Source organism: Bradyrhizobium sp. KB893862 SZCCT0404, from assembly GCF_018130885.1.
GTDB lineage: Bacteria > Pseudomonadota > Alphaproteobacteria > Rhizobiales > Xanthobacteraceae > Bradyrhizobium > Bradyrhizobium stylosanthis.
In genome coordinates this window covers 295,542-316,066 of record NZ_JAFCLT010000008.1, presented here as the reverse complement: position 1 = coordinate 316,066, position 20,525 = coordinate 295,542, and the positions used below count along the sequence as shown (strand labels likewise).

Genomic DNA, 20,525 nt, shown 5'->3' with positions numbered 1-20,525 from the left:
AGAAAAGCCGGAGGGAATCGTTCCTCGAGCCACGCAGGACATCTGGCGATGCTTCGTCAGGCCCTCGGGAGCGGAAATGTGAGGGTCGTCCCGGCGACTTCCGTAGAAGCCACGGCGATCATGCCGCCGTGCGCCTCCGCGATTAGTCTCGAAATGTACAGTCCCAACCCCAGATGTGGGTGCCTTCCGGGACCGGCCACCTGCCCACGGGTCCATGACTCGAAAATGGTCTTCTGCACGTCAAGAGGAATCGTCGAACCGGAATTGTGCACGCTCACTTCCACGAACGCAGGATCGTGGCCGGCGATCAACGCGGTGACGGGCTTGGAATCGTCCCCGTACTGGATGGCGTTCGCCATGAGGTTCGACAACACCTGCCCAAGGCGCCCGGCATCCCAAAGACCGTTCGGATCGCCTTCGATCGTGACGTCGATGGTCCGATTGTGGTGGGCGCTCCTCAGCTCGTCGGCGATCGTCTCGCTCAAGACGGCCAGATCGGTCTGTAATTTCGAGACCGGGATCTCCGTGCCGAAGGACGACCGCGTGAGATCGAGGAGATCGTCGAGGATGCGTGTCGCCCGCTCAGTCGATTTGATAAGTTCGGACACGACTTTCGCTTGCTTGGTCGAGTTTGTGCCACCCGACCGCTCAATCCACCGCGCCCCCATGGAAGCCGCGGTGAGAGGGTTGCGTAGATCGTGCTCGAGAACGCCAAGGAAGAGATTCCGCGAATTGTTGATCGTGGCCGATCCTGCGCGCGTGGCGAACATGCAGTTGTCCTCGCAGGCGGCAAAGCGCTGAAGCCAATCGTCGTCCGCTAAAGCCTGGGAGACGCGAAGGGTCAGTAAGCCTTTGTTATCACTCTCAAAACCCTATCGTCGCACCTGGAACAAATTGTTGGAACTTGCGTTATTTGGGTTCCCGTTTTCATGCGCAAAACTACATCGCCAAAGTCTACCGACCATCTGCACTTGCTTGTCATAAGCTCTCCGTCAGAAGAAGGCATCACCTAGTGACCGAGTTGGATGACGGCTATCTTGAATCGTGTGCCGCAGAGCCCATTAAGATCCCAGGAGCGATTCAGCCTCACGGCGCACTTGTGGTCGCCGATCCTGAAACCCTGACGATATTGCAACAGAGCGCGAACGCTCGGCGGCTGCTTGGGTTCGATGTCCGCAATGACGCGTTGCTTTCTGCCTATGAGGAAGCGACGATGCTTTGCGAGGAAATCCGTGGGTGGTTGTCGGGAGGCGAAAGCACGCTTCTCTGCCTGGTTGCAGTCGGATCGCAGCAGCTTCAGCTCACCGCCCACCGCAGCCCCCAAGGACTCTTGTTGGAATTCGAGCCACCGCCGCGGCGAGGCGAGCCGACGCTGGATGGTCTTTACCCGCGGTTGCGAAACTTTCTGGATCGCATATCCGGTGCTCACGATATTACCAGCATCGCTGATGAGGTGGTCCGCGAGGTGCGGGCAATCACCCATTTCGATCGAATTCTCCTTTATAGCTTCGACGGTAACGGCGATGGCACGGTGTTGGCCGAAGACACGAATGGAATTCTTCCTTCCTACCTCGGCCTTCGATTTCCCGCATCCGATATTCCTGCTCAGGCCCGGGAGCTCTACCGCCTGAATAGGATCCGGCTCATTCCCGATGCCGGCTACGATCCGGTCCAGATCGAACCCTCGATCAGTCCCCTCAACGGACTGCCGCTTGACCTGTCGCAGGCGGCACTGCGCAGCGTTTCGCCCGTTCATCTTGAATACATGCGCAACATGGAGACGGCGTCGTCGATGTCGATGTCAATAATCGTCGACGGTGCGCTGTGGGGGCTCATCTCCGGGCATAGCCGCGCCTGTCGGATGGTCAACGCGCAGATACGCACCGCATGCGACATCCTCGCTCAAGTCGTGTCGCTGCAGATCGGCTCGCGCTTGAAGGCAAGCAGTGCCGCGGAACGCCTTGAGCTGAAAAGCGTGGAGACGTCGCTGCTCAGCAAGCTTTCAGTGGCGCCTTCGTTTCAGCGCGGCCTGGTAAACAATCCGCACGAATGGCTACGGCTTGTGGATGCGGAAGGCGCTGCGGTCGTCGTGCAGGGCGGCATACTGACGACCGGTCAGACGCCGAGCGAGCGCCAGATACGTGAACTGGCGACGTGGCTCTTCGAGGCCGGGCACGACGTATTGGAAACGAATTCGCTGGCTTCGATTTGGTCGGGCGGCGAGTTCTTGAGCGAAAAAGCCAGCGGTATACTGGCGGTCTCCATCTCGCAGATCCGGGGTGATTACATCATCTGGTTCAGACCTGAAGTCCTCAAGGCGGTTGCTTGGGGAGGCAATCCCAACAAGCCCATGGAGAGCGGGGTCGGCCGGCTTCATCCGCGCAAGTCCTTTGACCTCTGGAAACAACTTGTTCGTCAGCAGTCGAAGCCTTGGACTTCGGCAGAAGTCGAGAGCGCGCTGGGCTTCCGCGCGTCGATTCAGACTCTTGTGCTGAAAGCTGCGGAAGAACGGGCTGAACTCACGGACCGGCTGGAAGCGGCCAACAAGGAGCTCGAGTCGTTTTCCTATTCGATTTCGCACGATTTGCGCGCCCCTTTCCGGCACATCGTCGGTTTCGCAGAGCTTCTATCGGACAAGGAGAAGGGGCTCGATCAAAAGTCGCGTCACTACATTGAAACGATTAGGGGCGCCGCGATCTCGGCGGGAAGGCTCGTCGACGATCTTTTGCATTTTTCCCAACTCGGGCGCTCTCAGCTTCTCAAGTCGAACGTCGATGTCACCAAGATCGTCAACGAATTGAGGCATTCGTTGCGGACGGAGACCGAGGGCCGAAACATCGAATGGCAGGTAGGGAAGCTTCCAATAGGCTATGGCGACCCCGCCATGCTTCGTCAGGTCCTTCAGAACCTGCTTCACAACTCCATCAAGTATACAGCGCCGCGGGACCCCGCGGTCATCACCATCTCAGGCCATGAAGACGCGAACAGCACGACCTATGTCGTCGCCGACAACGGCGTCGGCTTCGAGATGAAGTACGTCGACAAGCTCTTTGGAGTGTTTCAGCGCCTCCATCGGGCCGAGGAATTCGAGGGGACTGGCATTGGGTTGGCCCTGGCCAAGCGCATCGTCGAACGCCACGGCGGCTCAATCAGCGCCGAAGGCAAGGTCGGGGCCGGCGCCGCCCTCACTTTCACTTTGCCGCGCCCTAAAGATTCGAAGAAGAGGAGCTCTTAATTGCCTGACCTCAGACCGATTTTGCTTGTTGAAGACAACCCGCGAGACCTCGAGCTGACGCTGGCGGCGCTTGCGAAGTGCCAGTTGGCCAACGAGATCATCATTGCTCGCGACGGAGCCGAAGCGCTCGACTACCTGGCCGCGCGGGGCAGCTTCGAAGGCAGGCCGCCCGGTGATCCAGCCGTTGTGCTGCTTGATCTAAAGCTTCCCAAAATCGACGGGCTGCAGGTTCTCGAAAAGGTCAAAAACGACCGCCACCAGCGCCAGATCCCTGTCGTGATGCTGACCTCCTCGAGAGAGGAGCGCGATCTGGTTAAGAGCTACGAACTGGGCGTCAACGCCTTTGTCGTGAAGCCCGTGGACTTCAACGCCTTCTTCGAAGCCATCCAGGATCTCGGAATGTTTTGGGCCGTGCTGAACGAGCCGCCTCCCCGTCCCTTCACCAACGAGGCCTAATCATGAAGCAAGAGCCTATCCGCATTCTGCTGCTTGAAGACAGTGAGATCGATGCCGAATTGCTGGGCGCGCATCTCTCGAAGGCCCAATTGGGTTTCACGCTCGAGCGCGTCTACAACAGACGGGATTTCGTGGCGGCTCTGGAAAGCGGCGGCCATGACATCGTGCTGGCGGACTATTCATTGCCGGATTTTGACGGCCTATCGGCGCTAAATATCTCCACGGTTTTGCAGCCCGATCTTCCCTTCATCTTCGTATCGGGAGTCGTGGGCGAGGAATTCGCTACCAACGCGCTCAAGCGGGGCGCCACTGACTACGTGGTAAAGCGCAACCTCACACGGCTGTCGACGGCGGTAGAGCGCGCGCTCGAACAAGCTCGCCAGCGCGCATCGGCCAAGAAGATTCAAGATGCTTTGGCCCGCAGCGAAGTCAGCGCGCGTCTGGCGATGGAAGCGGCCAAGCTCGGCCTGTGGGACTATGATCCGGCGACGCGAGAGCTTAAGTGGGACGCCAGCGCGAAGGCGATGCTCGGTTGGCCGGTCCGGAAATCGCCGGATTATCGAGACTATCTTGCCGCCTGTCATCCGGACGACCGCGGCCGACTTCATCAGGCTGTCCGCCAGGCGACGACATGGTCTCGCGAACACGATGGCACGTTCGGTGCGGAGTATCGTATCTTCTCGGAAACCGGGAACGAGCGTTGGGTGGCCGCCCGCGGTCAGGCCTTGTTCGAAGACAAGGAATTCAAACGCTTCGTCGGGGTCGTGCGCGACATCACCGACGAGCGCAGAGCGAAGAAGGATCTGGAAGACCTAACGACCGACCTGGAACGTCGCGTCGCGGAACGAACGGCTGAGCGAGACAGCCTTTGGCGGCTCAGTCCAGACCTGTTCGCCGTGATCGGACGGGAGGGGCGATTGCGGCGCCTCAACCCCGCTTGGAGCACAATGCTCGGGTACGCCGAAGGCACCCTCACGGAGAGCATGTTCGATCTATTGCTGCCTGTCGAAGAGCGCACCGAGGTGAATCGACAGCTTGCCGATACGATCCGCGATCGCACGGTCGGTCGCTTCGAAAGCCGTATCCGCCAGGCGAACGGCGAATGGCGCTGGGTCACCTGGAATGCGGCCCCGGATGATGAGGCAATCTATCTCATTGGACGCGACTGCACGGCCGAAAGAGCGGCAGCTACCGCGCTGGCTGAACGTAACGCCGAACTCGCCCGCCAGATCGAAGAGCGGGAGCGCGTCGAACAGACCCTCCGGCAGATGCAACGGCTCGAGGCCGTCGGACAGCTCACCGCTGGCGTCGCTCACGATTTCAACAACCTTCTTACAGTCATCCTGGGCAACATCGCTTTCGTGGAGAAGCGGTTCGATAAGCCGGAGCGCGAGCAGGACGTCCGTTCTCGCCTCCAGTATATGCGGACCGCGGCCGAACGAGGATCAACACTAACGGCACAGCTTCTTGCGTTCTCGCGGCGCCAAAAGCTCGAGCCGAAGCCAGTCGATCTGAACGAAACCGTGTCCGGGATGAGCGAGCTTCTACAGAGCACAATGAAAGGTTCAATTCGCATCGAAACGGTGCTGAAGAGCGACCTGGGCCTGGCGCTCGTCGATCCGACACAGATCGAATTGATCATTCTCAATCTGGCCATCAACGCGCGCGATGCCATGGAAATCGGTGGCGCGCTCACCGTCGAAACCAGTCAGGCGATCGTCAGGGAAGTGCCGACCAAGCCGGCCGACCCACCTCCGGGCGATTACGTGGTCCTGACGGTGAGTGACACCGGTACCGGCATTCCTCCGCATGTCCTTGACCATGTGTTCGAGCCCTTTTTCACCACAAAACAGGTCGGAAAAGGTTCTGGCCTTGGATTGCCGCAAGTATTTGGGTTCGCCAAGCAGTCCGGCGGCGGCGTCAAGATCAGCACGGCTGAAGGCGAAGGCACCAGCGTCAGCGTCTATCTTCCCCGCGCCGCCAAGGCCTCCCAGACCCCTGCGCAGACGCCGAAGAGCGAGCCTACATTAGATCGGGCTGCAGCCAGGACTATCCTTCTGGTCGACGACGACAGCGCCGTTCGCGAAGTGGTTGGCGTGATGCTCGAAGAGCTTGGATACCTCGTTGTCAGCGTGGGTAGCGGCGCCGCCGCCTTGGATATCCTTGCCGGGCAGGAGCATTTCGACGCTCTGATAGTGGACTACGCTATGCCAGCGATGAGCGGCGTGGAGGTTGCCAAAAAGGCACATGATCTTCGACCCCATCTTCCGACTCTTTTTGCGACCGGCTACGCCGATCTCAAGGCTCTCGAAGAGATCCATCACGCGAGGCTGATAAGGAAGCCATTTCAGGAGGAAGAGTTGGCGCGCCGGCTCCACGAAGCATTTGCCGAGTTCGACGATCCCAAAGTCGTTCGTCTACGGGGCGCCAGCTAGATCATGGGGCGCGAAACCCTTCTAACTTTGCCTAAGATGCACCTTTGGAGATCGCCATGCCGCTGAGGCTGCTGGTCGTGGAAGACGAAAGCCTGATTGCCATGATGATTGAAGACATGGCCGAAGAATTGGGCCACGCGGTTGTGGCGAAAGCGACGAATGTCCGAGAAGCAACGACTAAGATCGAAACTGGCGAATTCGATGTCGCTCTCCTCGACGTCAATCTTGCCGGCGAATTCAGCTATGGTCTAGCCAAGATGCTGCGGAGCAGAGGCGTCCCGTTTGTGTTCACAACCGGTTATGGGTCAGGGATCGAGGAAGAATGGCGAGGTTGCAAAATTCTGCAAAAACCGTTCGCAGAGGATCAGCTCAAGGCTGAACTTGTCGCGTTCGACAAAGGATGAAGCGGCGCCTTGCCATGGAATTCGGCATCCGCGCTTCTGGCGTGTTTTCGCAGAAATCATAACTTGGGCCGAAAATCTCACAATTGGCGGAGAGAGTGGAAGTTCCATCCCCGTAGCGCGGTACGCGCGGAAAGCCGCCGAAAAACAAAGATTTGTAATTTGCCTGACGGAGTTCGCCGGTTTCGACCAGTCGGGGACTTTTAGCTGTTTCTCGCTCGACGGAGCGATAGGTTCACGCGCGCATCATGCCTCGGCGGCTCGGCAGAGGAAAAAGACCACGCGCCAATTGCCTGCTTCAAACAAGATCATGGACAACGGCGATTAGACGCCCGAAGAATGGTACTGTTGGTTCCCACCGCCCGGCAGCCTGAGAGAGCTATGCCCCTTGTAAAGACAACCAAAATTGCCCCCGCCGCTGCGAAGCGGGCGTTGCCTGGAAACGGCGCCAAAGCGGACCGCGCTCCGGGGAAGCCCGTAACATCGCCCGCGGTCTCCAAGGGCTTAAAAAAAGATAAAGTCTCCGAGCGGATAGCGGCGGCCACGGAGGAGTTGGCGAGTGGCTTGACGGAGGCCGCTGCCGCAGCCGAAGAGCTCGGCCGGTCGATGGAGCAGATTTCCGCGGGTGCGGAAGAAGCCGCCGGCGCGACCCAGGAACAGCTTGGGGCGATCAAGAACGTTGCGGAAAATCTTGCCGTTGCTCGCCGCGAGGCGGACAGCTCTCGCCGGCTGACCGACGCAACGCAGGTGCTGCTCGCAGAGGCCAGCACGCAGATTTCCACCTCCGTCCAGGCCATCGAGAAGAACGCGGAACGGCAGGTCGCGACCGCAAAAGTCATCAGCGAACTGGAGCGTCGTGCACAAGACGTCAGTTCGATCACCGGCACGGTAAGCAGAATCTCCGATCAGACCAATCTCCTGGCTCTGAACGCGGCGATCGAGGCTGCGCGCGCGGGTGATCATGGTCGAGGCTTCGCTGTCGTCGCCGAGGAGGTTCGGGCGCTTGCGGAGGTTTCCGACAAGAGCGCCCTGGAAGTACAAGGCCTGGCCGAAGAGATCACCTCGAATGTCCGCGGTGCGGTGGAAGTCATCAACGCTGCGGCCACCACGGCGATAGCCCAGTCCAAGGCCGGTTCACTGGTGGCGCAGGAGCTTGTGGCCGTTCGCAAGGACATGACGGCGCTGGCCGAAGGGTCTCAGGACACGCTGACCGCGTCTCTCGAAGCTGAGCGCGCCATCATCGAGGCGCAGAAGGGAGCCGAACTCGTCGCCAGCGCGGCCGAAGAGCAGTCCTCAGCGGCTAACGAAGCACGATCCGCTATTCGGCAGCAGTCGGTGTCTCTGGATCAAGGGCAAAAGGCCGCGCAAAGTCTCGCCGTGCTTTCGGAGAAACTGCGTTCAGGTTCGGCCGAAGGATCGGCGCCCGAGCAGATCGCCAGCGCCGCGGAGCAACTTTCCGCCACGATCCAAGAACTTTCGAGCGCGGCCAGTGAAATCTCGGCCGCAGTCGAACAGATCAACAAGGGATCGACGCAACAAGCGGCGGCCGCGCAACAGACCTCGGCGGCTTTGGCCCAAATCGAAAAGAGCGCGCGGATTGCGCAGGACCGGAGTCGGCTGGCGAGCGAGCGCGTTGCGGCGATGGAGAGCGTTATTGTCAGGAGTCGAACCGCCGTCAGCGACTTGATCGCCGGCGTGGGTGACGCTCTTGAACAGACGCGCGGTAGCCTGGCGACGATTATTCAGCTTGAATCTGTCGGACGCAAGATCGAGAAGATCGTCGATTCGATTGCCTTGGTAACGATCCAGACCAGCATGTTGGCGGTTAGCGGTGCGGTCGAGGCGGCCCGCGCCGGCGATGCCGGTCGCGGTTTCGCTCTAGTATCGAACGATATTCGCGGTTTGGCACGCGAGGCCTCGGAGAGCCTCGAGCGCGTCAAGGACAGCGTGAGCAGCATCCTCGATCAGATATCCGTTTTGCGGCGAGACCTTGAACAACTCGTCAGTGCAGCCGAACTCGAAGTCCAGAACAACCGCGCTGTCATCAAGGCCCTGGACAACCTGAATATGGATGTTGCATCGCTGAGCGCCGCCTATCAGTCGATTGGACAGGGGGCGGAAGCGATTCTGACTGCGGCGGGGCAAACCGCCGCCGCTGCCCGGCAGATTGCTGCTGCGGCAGAAGAAGCTAATTCGGCCTCGCGTCAGGCTGCGACTGCGTCGGCGGAGCAGGCTCAGGGCGCCGACGACCTCGCGGCCGCGATCGAAGAGATTGCCTCCTTGTCGGACGAACTGAAAAAGCAGCATGGCTAATCCAGGCCAAGGCAGCAGCGACGAACGTTATCTGACCTTCAGGTCGGAAGAGCGGCTTTATGCGCTGCCTGCGGGAGAGGTCGCGGAGGTGATTCGCATCACGCCACTTGCACGGGTTCCCCAAGCGCCGAAAAGCCTGCTCGGCCTTGCCAATCTGCGTGGCGTCGTGATGCCGGTTGCGAGCGTGCGCGCACTGCTTGGTCGCGACGAGACCGCCTCGACATCGAGGTCAAGGCTGATCGTGCTCGATGGAACTGCGCCGGTCGCGGTAGCGGTCGACGAGGTCGCGGCGTTGGTGACGGTGCCAGAGTCCGAGATTAGGCGCGAGGACACAGAGCTGACAACCTTGGCCGGAGAGCAATTGCGCGGCGTATTTCAACGCGGCGGCGAGATTGCAAAGATATTGGATGTAGACGCGCTTCTCGCGCGTTCATTTCCGCAAACCGAAGCGAAGCGAGCCTCAGTCGTCTTGGCGACCAAAGTCGATGACGCGCATGCCGCTATTGACGACCGCCGGCGGTTGCTCACGCTCAACGTCGCAGATCAGGAATATGGACTGGATTTGCAAGCGGTCCGAGAGATCGTTCCCCTACCTGATCACCTGACTCAGCTGCCGGGCACCGACGAGGTCGTCCTGGGCGTGATGCCATACCGCGATACGTTGCTTCCGCTTCTATCGCTCAGGATCTTATTGGGCTTACCGGCCGCATCGCTGGAACGCAGCAAGGTCGTTGTCACACGGGTCGGCGAAACCTCGGTTGGGTTGGTCGCCGATGGGACGAGATCGCTCATTGCCGTCGATCCTTCGCTCGTCGAGAAGGCTCCCCCGATCTTGAGCGCACGCGCCGGTGGGGAAACGCAAATCGCGGAAATCTATCGAGCCAGTAAAGCGCGATTGATTTCTATCCTGGTTCCGGAGCGCCTTTTTCGGGAAGACGTCATGCAGAAATTGACCCGTACCGATCGCGCGACGGATTCGCCGACTGTGAATGTCGGCGAAGGAGATACGCGAGAACTCCGTTTCCTGGCATTCAAATTGAACGAGGATGAGTTTGCGCTTCCAATCGAAGCAGTGGATGAAGTCGCCCGTGTTCCGGAGCAGATCACCCGGTTGCCAAGGACGCCCAAATTCCTGGAAGGCGTCGTCAATCTGCGCGGCGTTGTGCTTCCCGTGGTCGATCAGCGACGTCGGTTCGACATGCCGGCTGCCGAGAACACCGCCGGCCGTCGGCTCGTCGTCGTGCGGACCGAGCAGCATCGCGCGGGGCTCATCGTCGATAGCGTGACGGAGGTCTTGCGGTGCTCGGCTGAAGCGATCAAGGCAGCGCCCGACTTGACGGGGGAGGCGGCTGGGCTGGTCCACTCCGTCATCAACCTTGAGGAATTCGGCAGAATGCTACTGCTGCTGGATCCGTCGGAGCTTCTCAGCCGAGCGGAGCGGGGGTTGTTGGATTCCTTCAATAAGACCGCGTCTCCGAAAGAGACCGGGCGACCAAACCGGTGATCAACGTCCTCGTCGTGGACGATTCCGCGTTGGCGCGAAAATTGTTCGGCAGAGTTTTTGCCGAGCAGCCGGACTTCCATGTGACATTTGCGCGCAACGGAAAGGAAGCATTGGCTTCGATTGCCGAGTTCGTTCCCGATGTCGTGACTCTCGACGTGCACATGCCTGAAATGGACGGATTGACATGCCTCGATCGCATCATGATCGAGCACCCCTGCCCGGTCATTATGGTTTCGTCTATGACAGCGGACGGCGCCGACGCGACCCTGGAGGCTCTCAGGCTCGGGGCTGTTGATTTCGTCGCGAAACCCACCGGCGCAGTTTCGCTCCTTATAGACGAAATGGCGCCGGAGCTGGTGATTAAGGTTCGCCAAGCCGCTCGAGCGCGCCTTAAGCGATCCCTCCGGCTGAGGGAGCGCGTTCGGCACCAGATCGGCGGGCCCAAGGCTGCCGGCGCTTCCCCGTCGCGGAAAAAGAACGCGCTGGCCGCCTCCGGAGACGGGCTTGTCCTGGTCGGCGTCTCGACCGGCGGGCCGCCGGCGCTGGAAGCTCTTTTGACGGCGCTGCCGGCCTCGTTTCCGTGGCCCATATTGGTTGCCCAGCACATGCCGGACAAATTCACGGGGTCGCTGGCAAGACGTTTAGACGGGCTCTGCGAACTGAGCGTTACCGAGGTCCGCAAGCCGATGCCGTTGCAGCCTGGCTTTGTCTATATTGGGCGAGGCGATGCGGACATCGTCGTCTCGAAACGTGGCACTGGACTCGTTGTCACCGCCGCGCCAGCGCTGGACTATCCATGGCACCCCAGCGCCGACAGGCTCGTCCGCAGCGCGATGAACCATATAGGTGCCGGCCAGTTGATCGGGGTGCTCATGACAGGCATGGGCAACGATGGGGCGGAGGCAATGGCACTTCTTCAGAGCAGGGGCGGAAAGACAATTGCTGAAGCCGAGGAAACGGCCGTTGTCTGGGGCATGCCCGGCGAACTCGTCAAATTGGGCGGAGCGGATTTTGTCGTTCCGTTACCGAATATCGCGGCTCAACTCGAAAGGCTGGTACCCTGATGCCCCTAGTCAGACGAGGCTCCAGCGAGACAGCGGCCCCCTCGCTCGAGGCGTCGACCGTGACGGCAGCACTGGCAAGCGGCTCCATCGATGAGCGCTGGACTGCGGCGCGGGCCGCGGCCGAACTGCCAAACGGACTTTCGCTTCTGAGCGACGCACTTTCCCGCGAGGCCGATCCGCGCGTTAGAGAGGCGATCTTTACGAGTATCACTCGCACGCGGACACCTGAAAGCGCTGCGGCGTTGTTGCCCTATTTGCATTCGGACGATGCGAGCTTGCGAGCCGGCGCGCTAGATGCGCTCCGCGCTATGCCCGAGGCAACCGCACCGCATCTTCCTGGACTGCTGACCAACAAAGACGCGGATGTCCGCGTGCTGGCCTGCGAACTGGTCCGCAATCAACCGGTCGGCGAGGCGAACCGGCTGCTGCGACCCATTCTCACGACGGAAAGCCAAGCCAACGTTTGCGGCGCTGCGGTCGAGGTGCTGGCTGAGGTCGGTGGGACCGACCTGCTGCCGTTTCTGGCGGAATGCGCCGGACGCTTTCCCGACGACCCCTTTCTCGGTTTTGCGATTCAGATCGCCAGCGATCGTATCGGCTCACAAGCATCGAACCGTGGCTGAATCCCCGATCGTCACAGAAGACGATTTCCGCCGGCTCGCCGAGTTTCTATATCGGCGGACTGGAATGGTGTTTACCGAATCGAAACGATACTACGTCGAACGACGCATCGCCGAGCGTATGGCCGCGACGTCGATCGACAGCTTTCCCGCATATTTCGCCTTTTTGCGCAGCGAAATCCGGGACGAGGTCGAACACATCATCAACGCCTTCACGGTCAACGAGACGTATTTTTACCGCGAGGATCATCAACTCGAATGCTTGACCAAGGACCTGCTGCGCGAGCGCATCCAGGAAAAGCGGCCCGGGGACGCGATACGGATATGGTCGGCGCCATGCTCGACCGGCGAGGAGCCCTATTCGATTGCGATTTGGCTGCTTGAGAACTGGTCCGAGGTCGACAATTTCAACATCGAGATCGTGGGCTCCGACATCGATACACGCGTACTCGGGGCGGCCAGCGCCGGCATCTTCGGGAAGCGCGCGCTGATGCGCCTACCACCTGATCTCGTTGCCCGATATTTCGAGCAGCTCGACGATGAGCGATGGCTCATTCTCGACGATCTCCGGCAATCGGTGCAATTTTCCCGGGTCAATCTCGTTGAAACCCGCCAGACGCGCCCACAGGGCCAATTCGACGTGATCTTCTGCCGGAACGTCCTGATCTATTTCGACGACGAATCGCGGCGTGTTGCCGCCGAAAACCTCTATGATAACCTCCTTCCGGGAGGATTTATTTGCCTTGGACATACGGAATCCATGAGCCGAATTTCGCCGCTGTTCGAGGTCTGCCGGTACTCCGACGCTATCGTCTATCGCAGGCCCCGGGAGATGAATCCGTGACACCAAGCGACAAGAAGAACGTCCTGGTGATCGATGATGCGTCTCTGGTGCGAGCCTACTATCGCCAGGCGCTTGAGAAAGCCGGCTATCGGGTCGATGAAGCCATGAACGGTCTTGAAGGCCTGGAGAAGCTGCTGATGCAACCCTTCGACGTCGTCATCGTCGATGTAAACATGCCGCAAATGGACGGTATGACGTTTCTCAGCACGCTGCGATCCAAGGACCTTCCGCTCGCCGGGATCCCAGCATTGGTGACGAGCACTGAAGCAGGTGAGCAAGACGTCGCTGCCGCGCGCCGCGCGGGGGCCAACTACTATGTCGTGAAGCCAATTTCGCAAGAGGCCTTAGCCAACTACATCGATCTACTCACCGGGGTTACCCGATGAACGAATTCGTCGAGCAATTTCTACTGGAGGCGCGTGAACTCATAGAGCAGGCCACGAATGATCTGCTGGCATTGGAGAAAGGGGAAGGTCGCGAGGAAACGATCGACGCTCTGTTCCGGGCATTTCACACCTTGAAAGGAGCCGCGGGGATTGTGGAGTTCGCCGCGATGGGACGAGCGCTCCACGCCGCAGAGGAAACGCTGTCGGAAGTGAGGAATGAAACGAGAGAAGTATCGCCGACACTTGTGGACGATTGTCTCGGTTGCCTCGATCAGATCTCCCGATGGCTCGACGAGATGGAAACTACCGGCGAACCGCCGACCAACGCGGATGCTGCCGCCGATGTCATTGTCAAAAAATTCGTCGTCAAGGCTCACGATGCCGACGACGGCCGCCCGCGCACCAGCACCAAGGCTTGGTTCGAGACCTTGCGCAACATTCATGGCGGCAAATTACCGGCGGCCGGCGTCGCCTTGCATTTCCGACCCGAAGCCGACACCTTTTTCCGCGGCGAGGATCCTTTGGCCCGGTTGGCGGGAGTTCCCGAGCTCGTCTTGGTCGATCTCGCGTTGCCTGACGGAACGGTTCTCGATGACATCGATCCGTTTTCCTGTGTGCTCGAGATCGTCGCGGTTTCGCGGGCCTCGAAAGATTCGGTTTGGGCGGCGTTCGAAGGTGCACCCGGCGTCCTCGACATCGTCGAATTGCACGCCGGCGCGGTCGAACTGCGGCAGGACCTCCAATCCCTGCTGCAAGCCCAAATCCTTCTGTTGAATGAGAACGGGACGGAAGGTCGTTTGGGACGTATGGCGGCGGCCGGCAGGGTCACCATCAATGTCCTGCAGCACGAGGGGCTGCTAGACGCGGCCGCCAGGATCGCTGCATTACTGGAAACGTGTCTGGTCAAGGGTGACGCCGCCACCCTGATCGCGGCCATTCAGAGCATGCTCGATGGGCCTGCCGGCGTCGAGAGTGCGCCACATCGGGATACGACGGTCCGTGTACGAGCGCCGACAAACCTCGTCATGCGGGTCGACTCGTCGCGCATCGACGCCTTGGTCAATCTGACGGGCGAGCTGACAGTGACCAAGAATGCATTTGGCCACATCGCGGCACTCATTCAGAACGGTGTCGATCCAAAGGAAATCTTGGCCGATCTGCGGGAACAGCAAACGCGCCTGGACAGGCTCGTCGGTGAGCTGCAGCGCTCCGTACTCAAGATCAGGGTGTTACCGCTTCGGCAGGTCTTTCAGCGCTTTCCGCGCCTGGTCCGCGAAATTTCGACGAGCATTGGAAAGTCCGTCACGTTTGTCACCGAAGGTGAATCCACCGAAGCAGACGCCACCATCGTCGAGAGTCTGTTCGAACCGCTGCTTCACATTGTTCGCAATGCAATTGACCATGGCAGTGAGGACCCAGCAACCCGTAAGGCGGCCGGGAAACCCTCGTCCGCGAGCATCGTCCTGCGAGCCCGGCGACAACTTGAGAACGTAATCGTAGAAGTCGAAGATGATGGGCGCGGCATCGATGTCCGGCGTATCCGGGAGGTTGCTGCAGATCGCGACTTGCTGCCAAAGGCTTCATTGAGCGAAATGAGCGACAATGAAATCGTGCAGCTGATCTTTGCGCCGGGGTTCTCCACCTCAACCGAAGTGACGGGATTGTCCGGCCGCGGGGTCGGCTTGGATTCCGTCAAGGCGGCCGTCGAACGGATCGGAGGGACCGTCAGCGTCGATAGCCACCCCGGCCAAGGGAGTAGAATACGGCTGACCTTGCCCTTTACGGTGATGGTGACCAAGGTCATGACCGCCGAAGCGGCTGGCCAGGTTTTCGGGTTTGCGCTGGATACGGTTGTCGAGACGGCGAGCGTGCCTCGCAAGGATCTCGCCGCCATCGGCCGCGGTCGCGCTTTCGTGCTGCGCGACAGGACGATACCATTGATAAACTTGGCCGAAAGCCTTGGTCTGTCCGGGTCGCAAGAGGCAACCGAGGAAGCCAGGATTGTAGTAACATCGTCAGCCGGCTACCTCGGCGGAATCGAGGTCGATAGGCTCGGTGAGCGCATGGATGTCATGCTCAAACCAATGGATGGATTACTGAAAAACATGCGAGGTGTGGCAGGAACGACCCTGCTTGGCGATGGTCGCGTTCTGATCGTGCTGGACGTTCAGGAGTTGTTCGAGTGACGATAAAGCTGGGCGACATCGGCGAAGTTCTGCTGATCGGCGACTGTTCGGTCGAGGACGCTGATGTGCTGATTCAGAGATTGCTGGAAGACCCCAGTGTTGCGGTAGACTGGACTAAGTGCACTAATGCACACACTGCCATCATCCAGGTTCTCATGGCGGCCGGCCGGCTTCCAGAGGGGGTGCCCAAGAACTCTTTCCTCGAGGCAATGGTTGGTCCGGCACTTCGACGCGGCCAGGAGGTAAACTCGGCCTTCCCGAAACAACCAAGAGGTGCGAAAGAGCCGAATGATACCATTGCTATTACCAAAGGCCCTGCGAGACAAGAATGACCTACAAGCTTCTCATCGTTGACGACAGCAAGCTGGCCCGGATGTCCGCGGCCAAGGCTCTTAACGCACTCTATCCCGACTGGACCCGCGTCGAGGCGGCGACTGCCGACGAAGCGGTGTCAATGGGAAGCAGCAACTCATTCGACGTGGCGCTGCTAGATTTCAACATGCCGGGACGCGACGGCCTACAATTGGCTGCCGAGCTCAAGGCCGCCAATCCATCCATGCCGATTGCAATCGTCTCTGCCAATCATCAGGAAGAGATTGTCGCGCGGGCGAACGCCATCGGAGCGACCTTCTTGCAGAAGCCTCTCACGCAGCATGCTTTGGGAACGTTTCTTGAAGCTGCAGTTGCCCAGCTTCAGGCGGCGAATAAATGACAACCAAGCCGACTGTGATGCTCTCGGAATTGCAACTTGATGCCCTGACCGAGCTGGTCAACATCGGGGTCAGCAAAGCCGCGAATAGCTTGCGAGCGATGGTGGGTGCGCAGGTCCACTTGTCAGTACCAACCGTCGCCCTGGTCAGTCGGGGCGAGGCGATTGGAATTCTGTCGGAGCGAGAGATCAAGAATCTCGTTGCTGTCCACCAGGTGTTCGAAGGTGATATTACCGGACGCGCTCTCCTGATATTTCCGGAAACCAAGAGTCTGGAGCTGGTCAGGGCCATCACCGGCGGCGACCTTCCCCTGGAAGATATCATCGAGCTGGAACAGGAGGCGTTGGCGGAGACCGGCAACGTATTGCTCAACAGCTGTCTTGCGACCATCGCAAATATGCTGCATCGAAGTTTGAAGATGTCTTTGCCTGAGGTCCTTCGGGGCAATGCGACCACGTTCTTCAGTCTCGCTCCGCCACCCGAGGCAGGTGATGTGGTGATGTTTCTCTACATAGACTTTGCCGTTCGTGAGCGCGATATTAGTGGCTACATCGCCATGATCATGGATCTTCCCTCCCTCACCGCGCTAACGCACCTGCTGGACGAGTTTATCGAACGGACGACCGGCTAGAGCGGATCTCTCAATGATCGAGCTTGAACGGAAACTGCTGCTTGCCGCGATCGACGCGCTCGACGCTGGCGTCGCGATCCTTGACCGCGACCAGCGAGTGATTGGCTGGAACGATTGGCTTGCGTCGGCCAGTGGCGTTACGGCGCCGCAAGCCGGTAAGAGGACGCTCGCCGAGATCTTCCCGGGAGAGCTCTCCACGCGCCTTGCTGCTTCGATTTCCGAGGCTCTGGAGCTGAATTCATCGAGCTTTCTGACACATACCCTCAACCGTAACCTGTTGCCGCTCAGGACACGGGCCGGGCTGGAGATGCTACACAATATTTCGGTCCGGCCGCTCGGGACCATGCCCGATCTGAGCTGTGTTGTTCAAATCGTAGACGTCACCGCGTCCGCTCATCGAGAGCGGGTGCTTCGCGAGCGCCAGAACGCGCGTTACGACGCCGTGGTCGAAAGCGCGCCGGATGCCATCTTCACCGTGGATGCGCTTGGCCTAATTCAGTTCGCCAATCCGTCGGCTCTTCGCGAGTTGGGTTACACCAAACAGGAATTGATCGGTCGACCTCTATCGGCTCTGTTCGACAACTCCAGGCGGTGGGACGAATTCTGGCGAGACGTTCTGGACAATCCAAGCCCTCCGCGAGCAGTCGAACTTGTGGCTCGCCGGGCGAATGGTTCTAGCAGCTATCTCGAGGTGTCGGCTTCCCGCTGGCTCAGCGCCGGCCGCGTGTTCGTGACCGCAATTCTTCACGACGTCAACGAACGGCACGCTGCCGAGAAAGCTTTGCGGACCTTGAACTCGACTCTGGAGCTTCGGGTGGCGGAGCGCACCCAGGAGCGGGACCAGATCTGGCAGGTCAGTCAAGATATGCTGGGTGTTGCGAGCATCAACGGTGTCTGGATCAGCGTCAATCCGGCTTGGGAGCGGATCCTTGGATGGTCTTCCGCCGACATTCTGGGCAAGACCTCGGAATGGCTTGAGCACCCGGACGACGTGCGTGCGTTCCGCGCGGAGTTCGATCGCCTTGCGGCAGCCGAGAAGACCTTCAACTTCGAGAACACCATGCGGACTCGAAGCGGCGACTATCGTGTGCTCGCATGGACGGCCGTCAATGCGGACGGGCTGCTGTATTGCGTTGCGCGAGATATCACCGAGCAACGCCGGCAAGAGGACGCACTCGCCAAGGCCGAAGACGCCCTGCGCCAATCACAGAAGATGGAGGCTGTCGGCCAGTTGACGGGCGGCCTGGCGCACGACTTCAACAACCTGCTCACGGGCATCTCCGGCAGCCTCGAGCTTTTGCAAATTCGCATCGCACAGGCCCGCTACAAGGACGTCGATCGATATATCTCGATGGCGCGAGGCGCCGCAAACCGCGCAGCCGCGCTGACTCATCGATTGCTGGCGTTTTCACGACGGCAGACTCTCGACCCTAAGGCGACGGACGTCAACCGCCTCGTTGCTGGAATGCGAGATCTGATCAACAACACGGTTGGGCCCGCGATCGAAGTCAAGACCGTCGAGGGAAGTTCACTGTGGGCCACGCTGGTGGATCCCAACCAGCTTGAAAACGCGCTGCTCAATCTTTGCATTAATGCCCGGGACGCAATGCCCGATGGAGGAACGATTACGATCGAGACGGACAATTGCACATTGAACAAGCCCGCAGCTGCCGAGCGCGAGATGAAGGCCGGCGAGTATGTTGTTCTTTCAGTTTCTGATACCGGCATAGGCATGACGGATGAAGTAATTCAGCGCGCATTCGACCCCTTCTATACAACGAAACCGTTGGGACAGGGCACCGGCTTGGGGCTATCGATGATATACGGATTCGCCAAGCAGTCCGGCGGTCAGGTTCGCATCTCATCGAAACTGGGAGCGGGTACAACAGTCCACATTCTTCTGCCGCGACATGACGAGCGGGAATCTGCTGCAGACGACGTTGGAGATTTTGCCGCCGCTCCGAGAGCTGGTGCTGGCGAAACGGTCCTCATCGTCGATGACGAGCCTTCAGTGCGAATGCTGGTCACAGAGGTACTTGCCGAGCTCGGATACACGGCGATCGAAGCCGCCGATGGTTCAAGTGCGCTGCGTGTTCTTCAATCCGATGTGCGCATTGACCTGCTGGTGACTGACGTTGGATTGCCCGGCGGGATGAATGGACGTCAATTGGCCGACTTCGGCCGACTGGATCGGCCGAAACTAAAGGTGTTGTTTATCACCGGCTATGCGGAAAAAAGCGTTTTTGCGAAGGACCGGCCGCAAGAGGGAATGGGTATCCTGACGAAGCCATTTGCGATGGACAGCTTGGCGGCGCGCATCAAGGAATTGATCGCGACTAAAGGTTAGAGTTCTCAGGGTTCGCTTAGGCTCGATCCTCAGCGAGCCGCCTCACGGCTCTCACGATGTCCTCCGGATGGTAGGGCCTGCACGTCAGACTTCCCGACACCGGGCGCGGCACGATGGGAGACAAGCCCGTCGCATAGATCACGGGTAGTCCGGGGTTGTGCTCTCGCCAACGCTCGGCGATCTGCCATCTGTCGATGCCGCCGGGTAGCCTTACGTCCGTAGTGAGAACGTCCGCGACGCGCCGCCCGCACCATGCCAACGCTTCTTCACCGTTGGCCGCGTGGATGACGTCGTATCGTTCCTCTCGCAAAGCCTCCACGACGAACTCGCGTATCAGGGCATCGTCCTCGACGACGAGTATTCGCACTGGCGGGCTCCTTGATTGACAGATGGCACTTCTGCCGACGACGGCGCGATCGCTGCCGCGGCAAGCCAGCGGGCTTGCCGGCAACCGTCAGAACCCGGAATAAAAATCGTTCACGCTCTAGCCCGGCCAGGATCGTCCCAACGGCGACGGGATGCTCCCGTTCCTGGCAGCTTAATCAGCGCGCTCAACACCTTGCGCCGTCGCTTTCTCGATATCCTTGTCTGGCGCTTCCTCGATGCCCGCAAGCCGCGTGAACTATTCACCTCGGCTCGCGACTTTGGAGAAGCCTTTCCGATAGGAAGCTTTGCGCGCCTGGTGTTTCCTTCCACGCTATTTCGGCTCGATCTTAAGCTCGGGTTCGGTCGGCAGGACTCACGCGCCGGCCTTGGCGGCGGTCTGCTCGGTCGTGACGCAGGGGTCGGCGTGCACAGTGTCTTCGTGTTTATCGCCGGGCAACAGGTAAATCACGACGCCAGCACGATCAGGACGGAAAGCTTTGGTTTTAGCACCGTCCACCTCGCGCTCTGGCCAATCGCTCGGATGGAGGCATGGTTCCAACGCGTGCAGTTCTGCTTTAGTTGGCCCGGCTTCGTCTCTCACCGTCGAGCTCTTGCACGGCTCGGATTATGTCATCCGGATGATAGGGCTTCTGCAGGCATCGGCTACCGGGCACCGGGCGCGGCTTTACTGGCGAGAAGCCGGTTGCGTAAATAACTGGGAGAGCGGGATCGTGCTGCCGGCAGCGTTCCGCGATCTGCCAGCCGTCGATGTTTCCGGGTAATCGAATGTCGGTGACGAGCACGTCCGCAAACTGCCGCGTGCACCATGCCATAGCTTCCTCGCCGGTACTTGCGTGGACCACGTGGAAGCCTGCCTCACGCAAGGCGTCGACCACGAACTCCCGGATAAGGGGGTCGTCCTCCACTAAAAGAATTCGCACGCTCTGCTCCACACTCAACTCTCCAACCTATGGAAGTTCGAACAGTTGAAACTATTTGCTGTTCCTCCGACAATCCTTGCAAGCTT

At 59.8% G+C, this 20,525-nt stretch carries 19 protein-coding genes; 15 read left to right on the top strand and 4 right to left on the bottom strand.

Annotated elements, in window-relative coordinates; translation table 11 throughout:
* Positions 1-56: 56 nt before the first annotated feature.
* Positions 57-770 (bottom strand): sensor histidine kinase, encoded by a 714-nt coding sequence (locus JQ617_RS29100; RefSeq protein WP_212029317.1) that lies wholly within the window; start codon positions 768-770, stop codon positions 57-59.
* Between the two features lie 242 nt (positions 771-1,012).
* Between JQ617_RS29100 and JQ617_RS29095 the strand changes: the two genes are divergently transcribed.
* The 15 genes from JQ617_RS29095 to JQ617_RS29015 all read left to right on the top strand — a co-directional run bounded on the left by JQ617_RS29095 (position 1,013) and on the right by JQ617_RS29015 (position 19,132).
* A complete protein-coding gene (locus JQ617_RS29095) occupies positions 1,013-3,235 on the top strand; it encodes an ATP-binding protein (protein WP_212029316.1) in 2,223 nt (740 codons plus the stop codon).
* On the top strand, positions 3,236-3,691 hold the full coding sequence (locus JQ617_RS29090) for a response regulator (RefSeq protein WP_212029315.1): 456 nt from the start codon (positions 3,236-3,238) through the stop codon (positions 3,689-3,691). It abuts the gene before it with no gap.
* Positions 3,692-3,693: 2 nt separating this feature from the next.
* Positions 3,694-6,126, top strand: coding sequence for a response regulator (locus JQ617_RS40085; RefSeq protein WP_249157648.1), 2,433 nt, complete (start codon positions 3,694-3,696; stop codon positions 6,124-6,126).
* 56 nt (positions 6,127-6,182) lie between these two features.
* The gene (locus JQ617_RS29070; protein WP_212029314.1) at positions 6,183-6,530 is read left to right on the top strand and encodes a response regulator; all 348 of its coding nucleotides are present in this window, start codon (positions 6,183-6,185) and stop codon (positions 6,528-6,530) included.
* Between the two features lie 378 nt (positions 6,531-6,908).
* The gene (locus tag JQ617_RS29065; RefSeq protein ID WP_212029313.1) at positions 6,909-8,840 is read left to right on the top strand and encodes a methyl-accepting chemotaxis protein; all 1,932 of its coding nucleotides are present in this window, start codon (positions 6,909-6,911) and stop codon (positions 8,838-8,840) included.
* Positions 8,833-10,344 carry a chemotaxis protein CheW gene (locus tag JQ617_RS29060; protein WP_212029312.1) on the top strand — a complete coding sequence of 504 codons (1,512 nt, stop codon included), beginning with the start codon at positions 8,833-8,835 and terminating at the stop codon, positions 10,342-10,344. The genes JQ617_RS29065 and JQ617_RS29060 overlap by 8 nt, the downstream gene beginning before the upstream one ends.
* Positions 10,341-11,408 (top strand): chemotaxis-specific protein-glutamate methyltransferase CheB, encoded by a 1,068-nt coding sequence (gene cheB / locus JQ617_RS29055; protein WP_212029311.1) that lies wholly within the window; start codon positions 10,341-10,343, stop codon positions 11,406-11,408. The genes JQ617_RS29060 and cheB overlap by 4 nt, the downstream gene beginning before the upstream one ends.
* Positions 11,409-11,467: 59 nt before the next feature.
* Positions 11,468-12,031, top strand: coding sequence for a HEAT repeat domain-containing protein (locus JQ617_RS29050; protein ID WP_212029310.1), 564 nt, complete (start codon positions 11,468-11,470; stop codon positions 12,029-12,031).
* A complete protein-coding gene (locus JQ617_RS29045) occupies positions 12,024-12,872 on the top strand; it encodes a CheR family methyltransferase (RefSeq protein WP_349630659.1) in 849 nt (282 codons plus the stop codon). The genes JQ617_RS29050 and JQ617_RS29045 overlap by 8 nt, the downstream gene beginning before the upstream one ends.
* On the top strand, positions 12,869-13,258 hold the full coding sequence (locus JQ617_RS29040) for a response regulator (protein WP_212029309.1): 390 nt from the start codon (positions 12,869-12,871) through the stop codon (positions 13,256-13,258). The genes JQ617_RS29045 and JQ617_RS29040 overlap by 4 nt, the downstream gene beginning before the upstream one ends.
* On the top strand, positions 13,255-15,444 hold the full coding sequence (locus tag JQ617_RS29035; protein WP_212029308.1) for a chemotaxis protein CheA: 2,190 nt from the start codon (positions 13,255-13,257) through the stop codon (positions 15,442-15,444). Before JQ617_RS29040 ends, JQ617_RS29035 begins: the two co-directional genes overlap by 4 nt.
* Entirely contained in the window at positions 15,441-15,776 is a 336-nt protein-coding gene (locus JQ617_RS29030) for a hypothetical protein (RefSeq protein ID WP_212029307.1), read from the top strand. The genes JQ617_RS29035 and JQ617_RS29030 overlap by 4 nt, the downstream gene beginning before the upstream one ends.
* Complete coding sequence (locus tag JQ617_RS29025; RefSeq protein ID WP_212029306.1) at positions 15,773-16,156, top strand: response regulator transcription factor; 384 nt, start codon at positions 15,773-15,775, stop codon at positions 16,154-16,156. The genes JQ617_RS29030 and JQ617_RS29025 overlap by 4 nt, the downstream gene beginning before the upstream one ends.
* On the top strand, positions 16,153-16,785 hold the full coding sequence (locus tag JQ617_RS29020; protein ID WP_212029305.1) for a chemotaxis protein CheC: 633 nt from the start codon (positions 16,153-16,155) through the stop codon (positions 16,783-16,785). Before JQ617_RS29025 ends, JQ617_RS29020 begins: the two co-directional genes overlap by 4 nt.
* 13 nt (positions 16,786-16,798) lie before the next feature.
* The gene (locus JQ617_RS29015; protein ID WP_212029304.1) at positions 16,799-19,132 is read left to right on the top strand and encodes a PAS domain S-box protein; all 2,334 of its coding nucleotides are present in this window, start codon (positions 16,799-16,801) and stop codon (positions 19,130-19,132) included.
* Positions 19,133-19,148: 16 nt separating this feature from the next.
* On the opposite strand, the gene JQ617_RS29010 is transcribed toward JQ617_RS29015, so the two are convergent.
* The 3 genes from JQ617_RS29010 to JQ617_RS29000 all read right to left on the bottom strand — a co-directional run bounded on the left by JQ617_RS29010 (position 19,149) and on the right by JQ617_RS29000 (position 20,451).
* The gene (locus JQ617_RS29010) at positions 19,149-19,499 is read right to left on the bottom strand and encodes a response regulator transcription factor (protein ID WP_212029303.1); all 351 of its coding nucleotides are present in this window, start codon (positions 19,497-19,499) and stop codon (positions 19,149-19,151) included.
* 372 nt (positions 19,500-19,871) lie between these two features.
* The gene (locus tag JQ617_RS29005) at positions 19,872-20,099 is read right to left on the bottom strand and encodes a hypothetical protein (protein ID WP_212029302.1); all 228 of its coding nucleotides are present in this window, start codon (positions 20,097-20,099) and stop codon (positions 19,872-19,874) included.
* The gene (locus tag JQ617_RS29000) at positions 20,074-20,451 is read right to left on the bottom strand and encodes a response regulator (RefSeq protein ID WP_349630658.1); all 378 of its coding nucleotides are present in this window, start codon (positions 20,449-20,451) and stop codon (positions 20,074-20,076) included. Before JQ617_RS29000 ends, JQ617_RS29005 begins: the two co-directional genes overlap by 26 nt.
* Between the last annotated feature and the right edge of the window lie 74 nt (positions 20,452-20,525).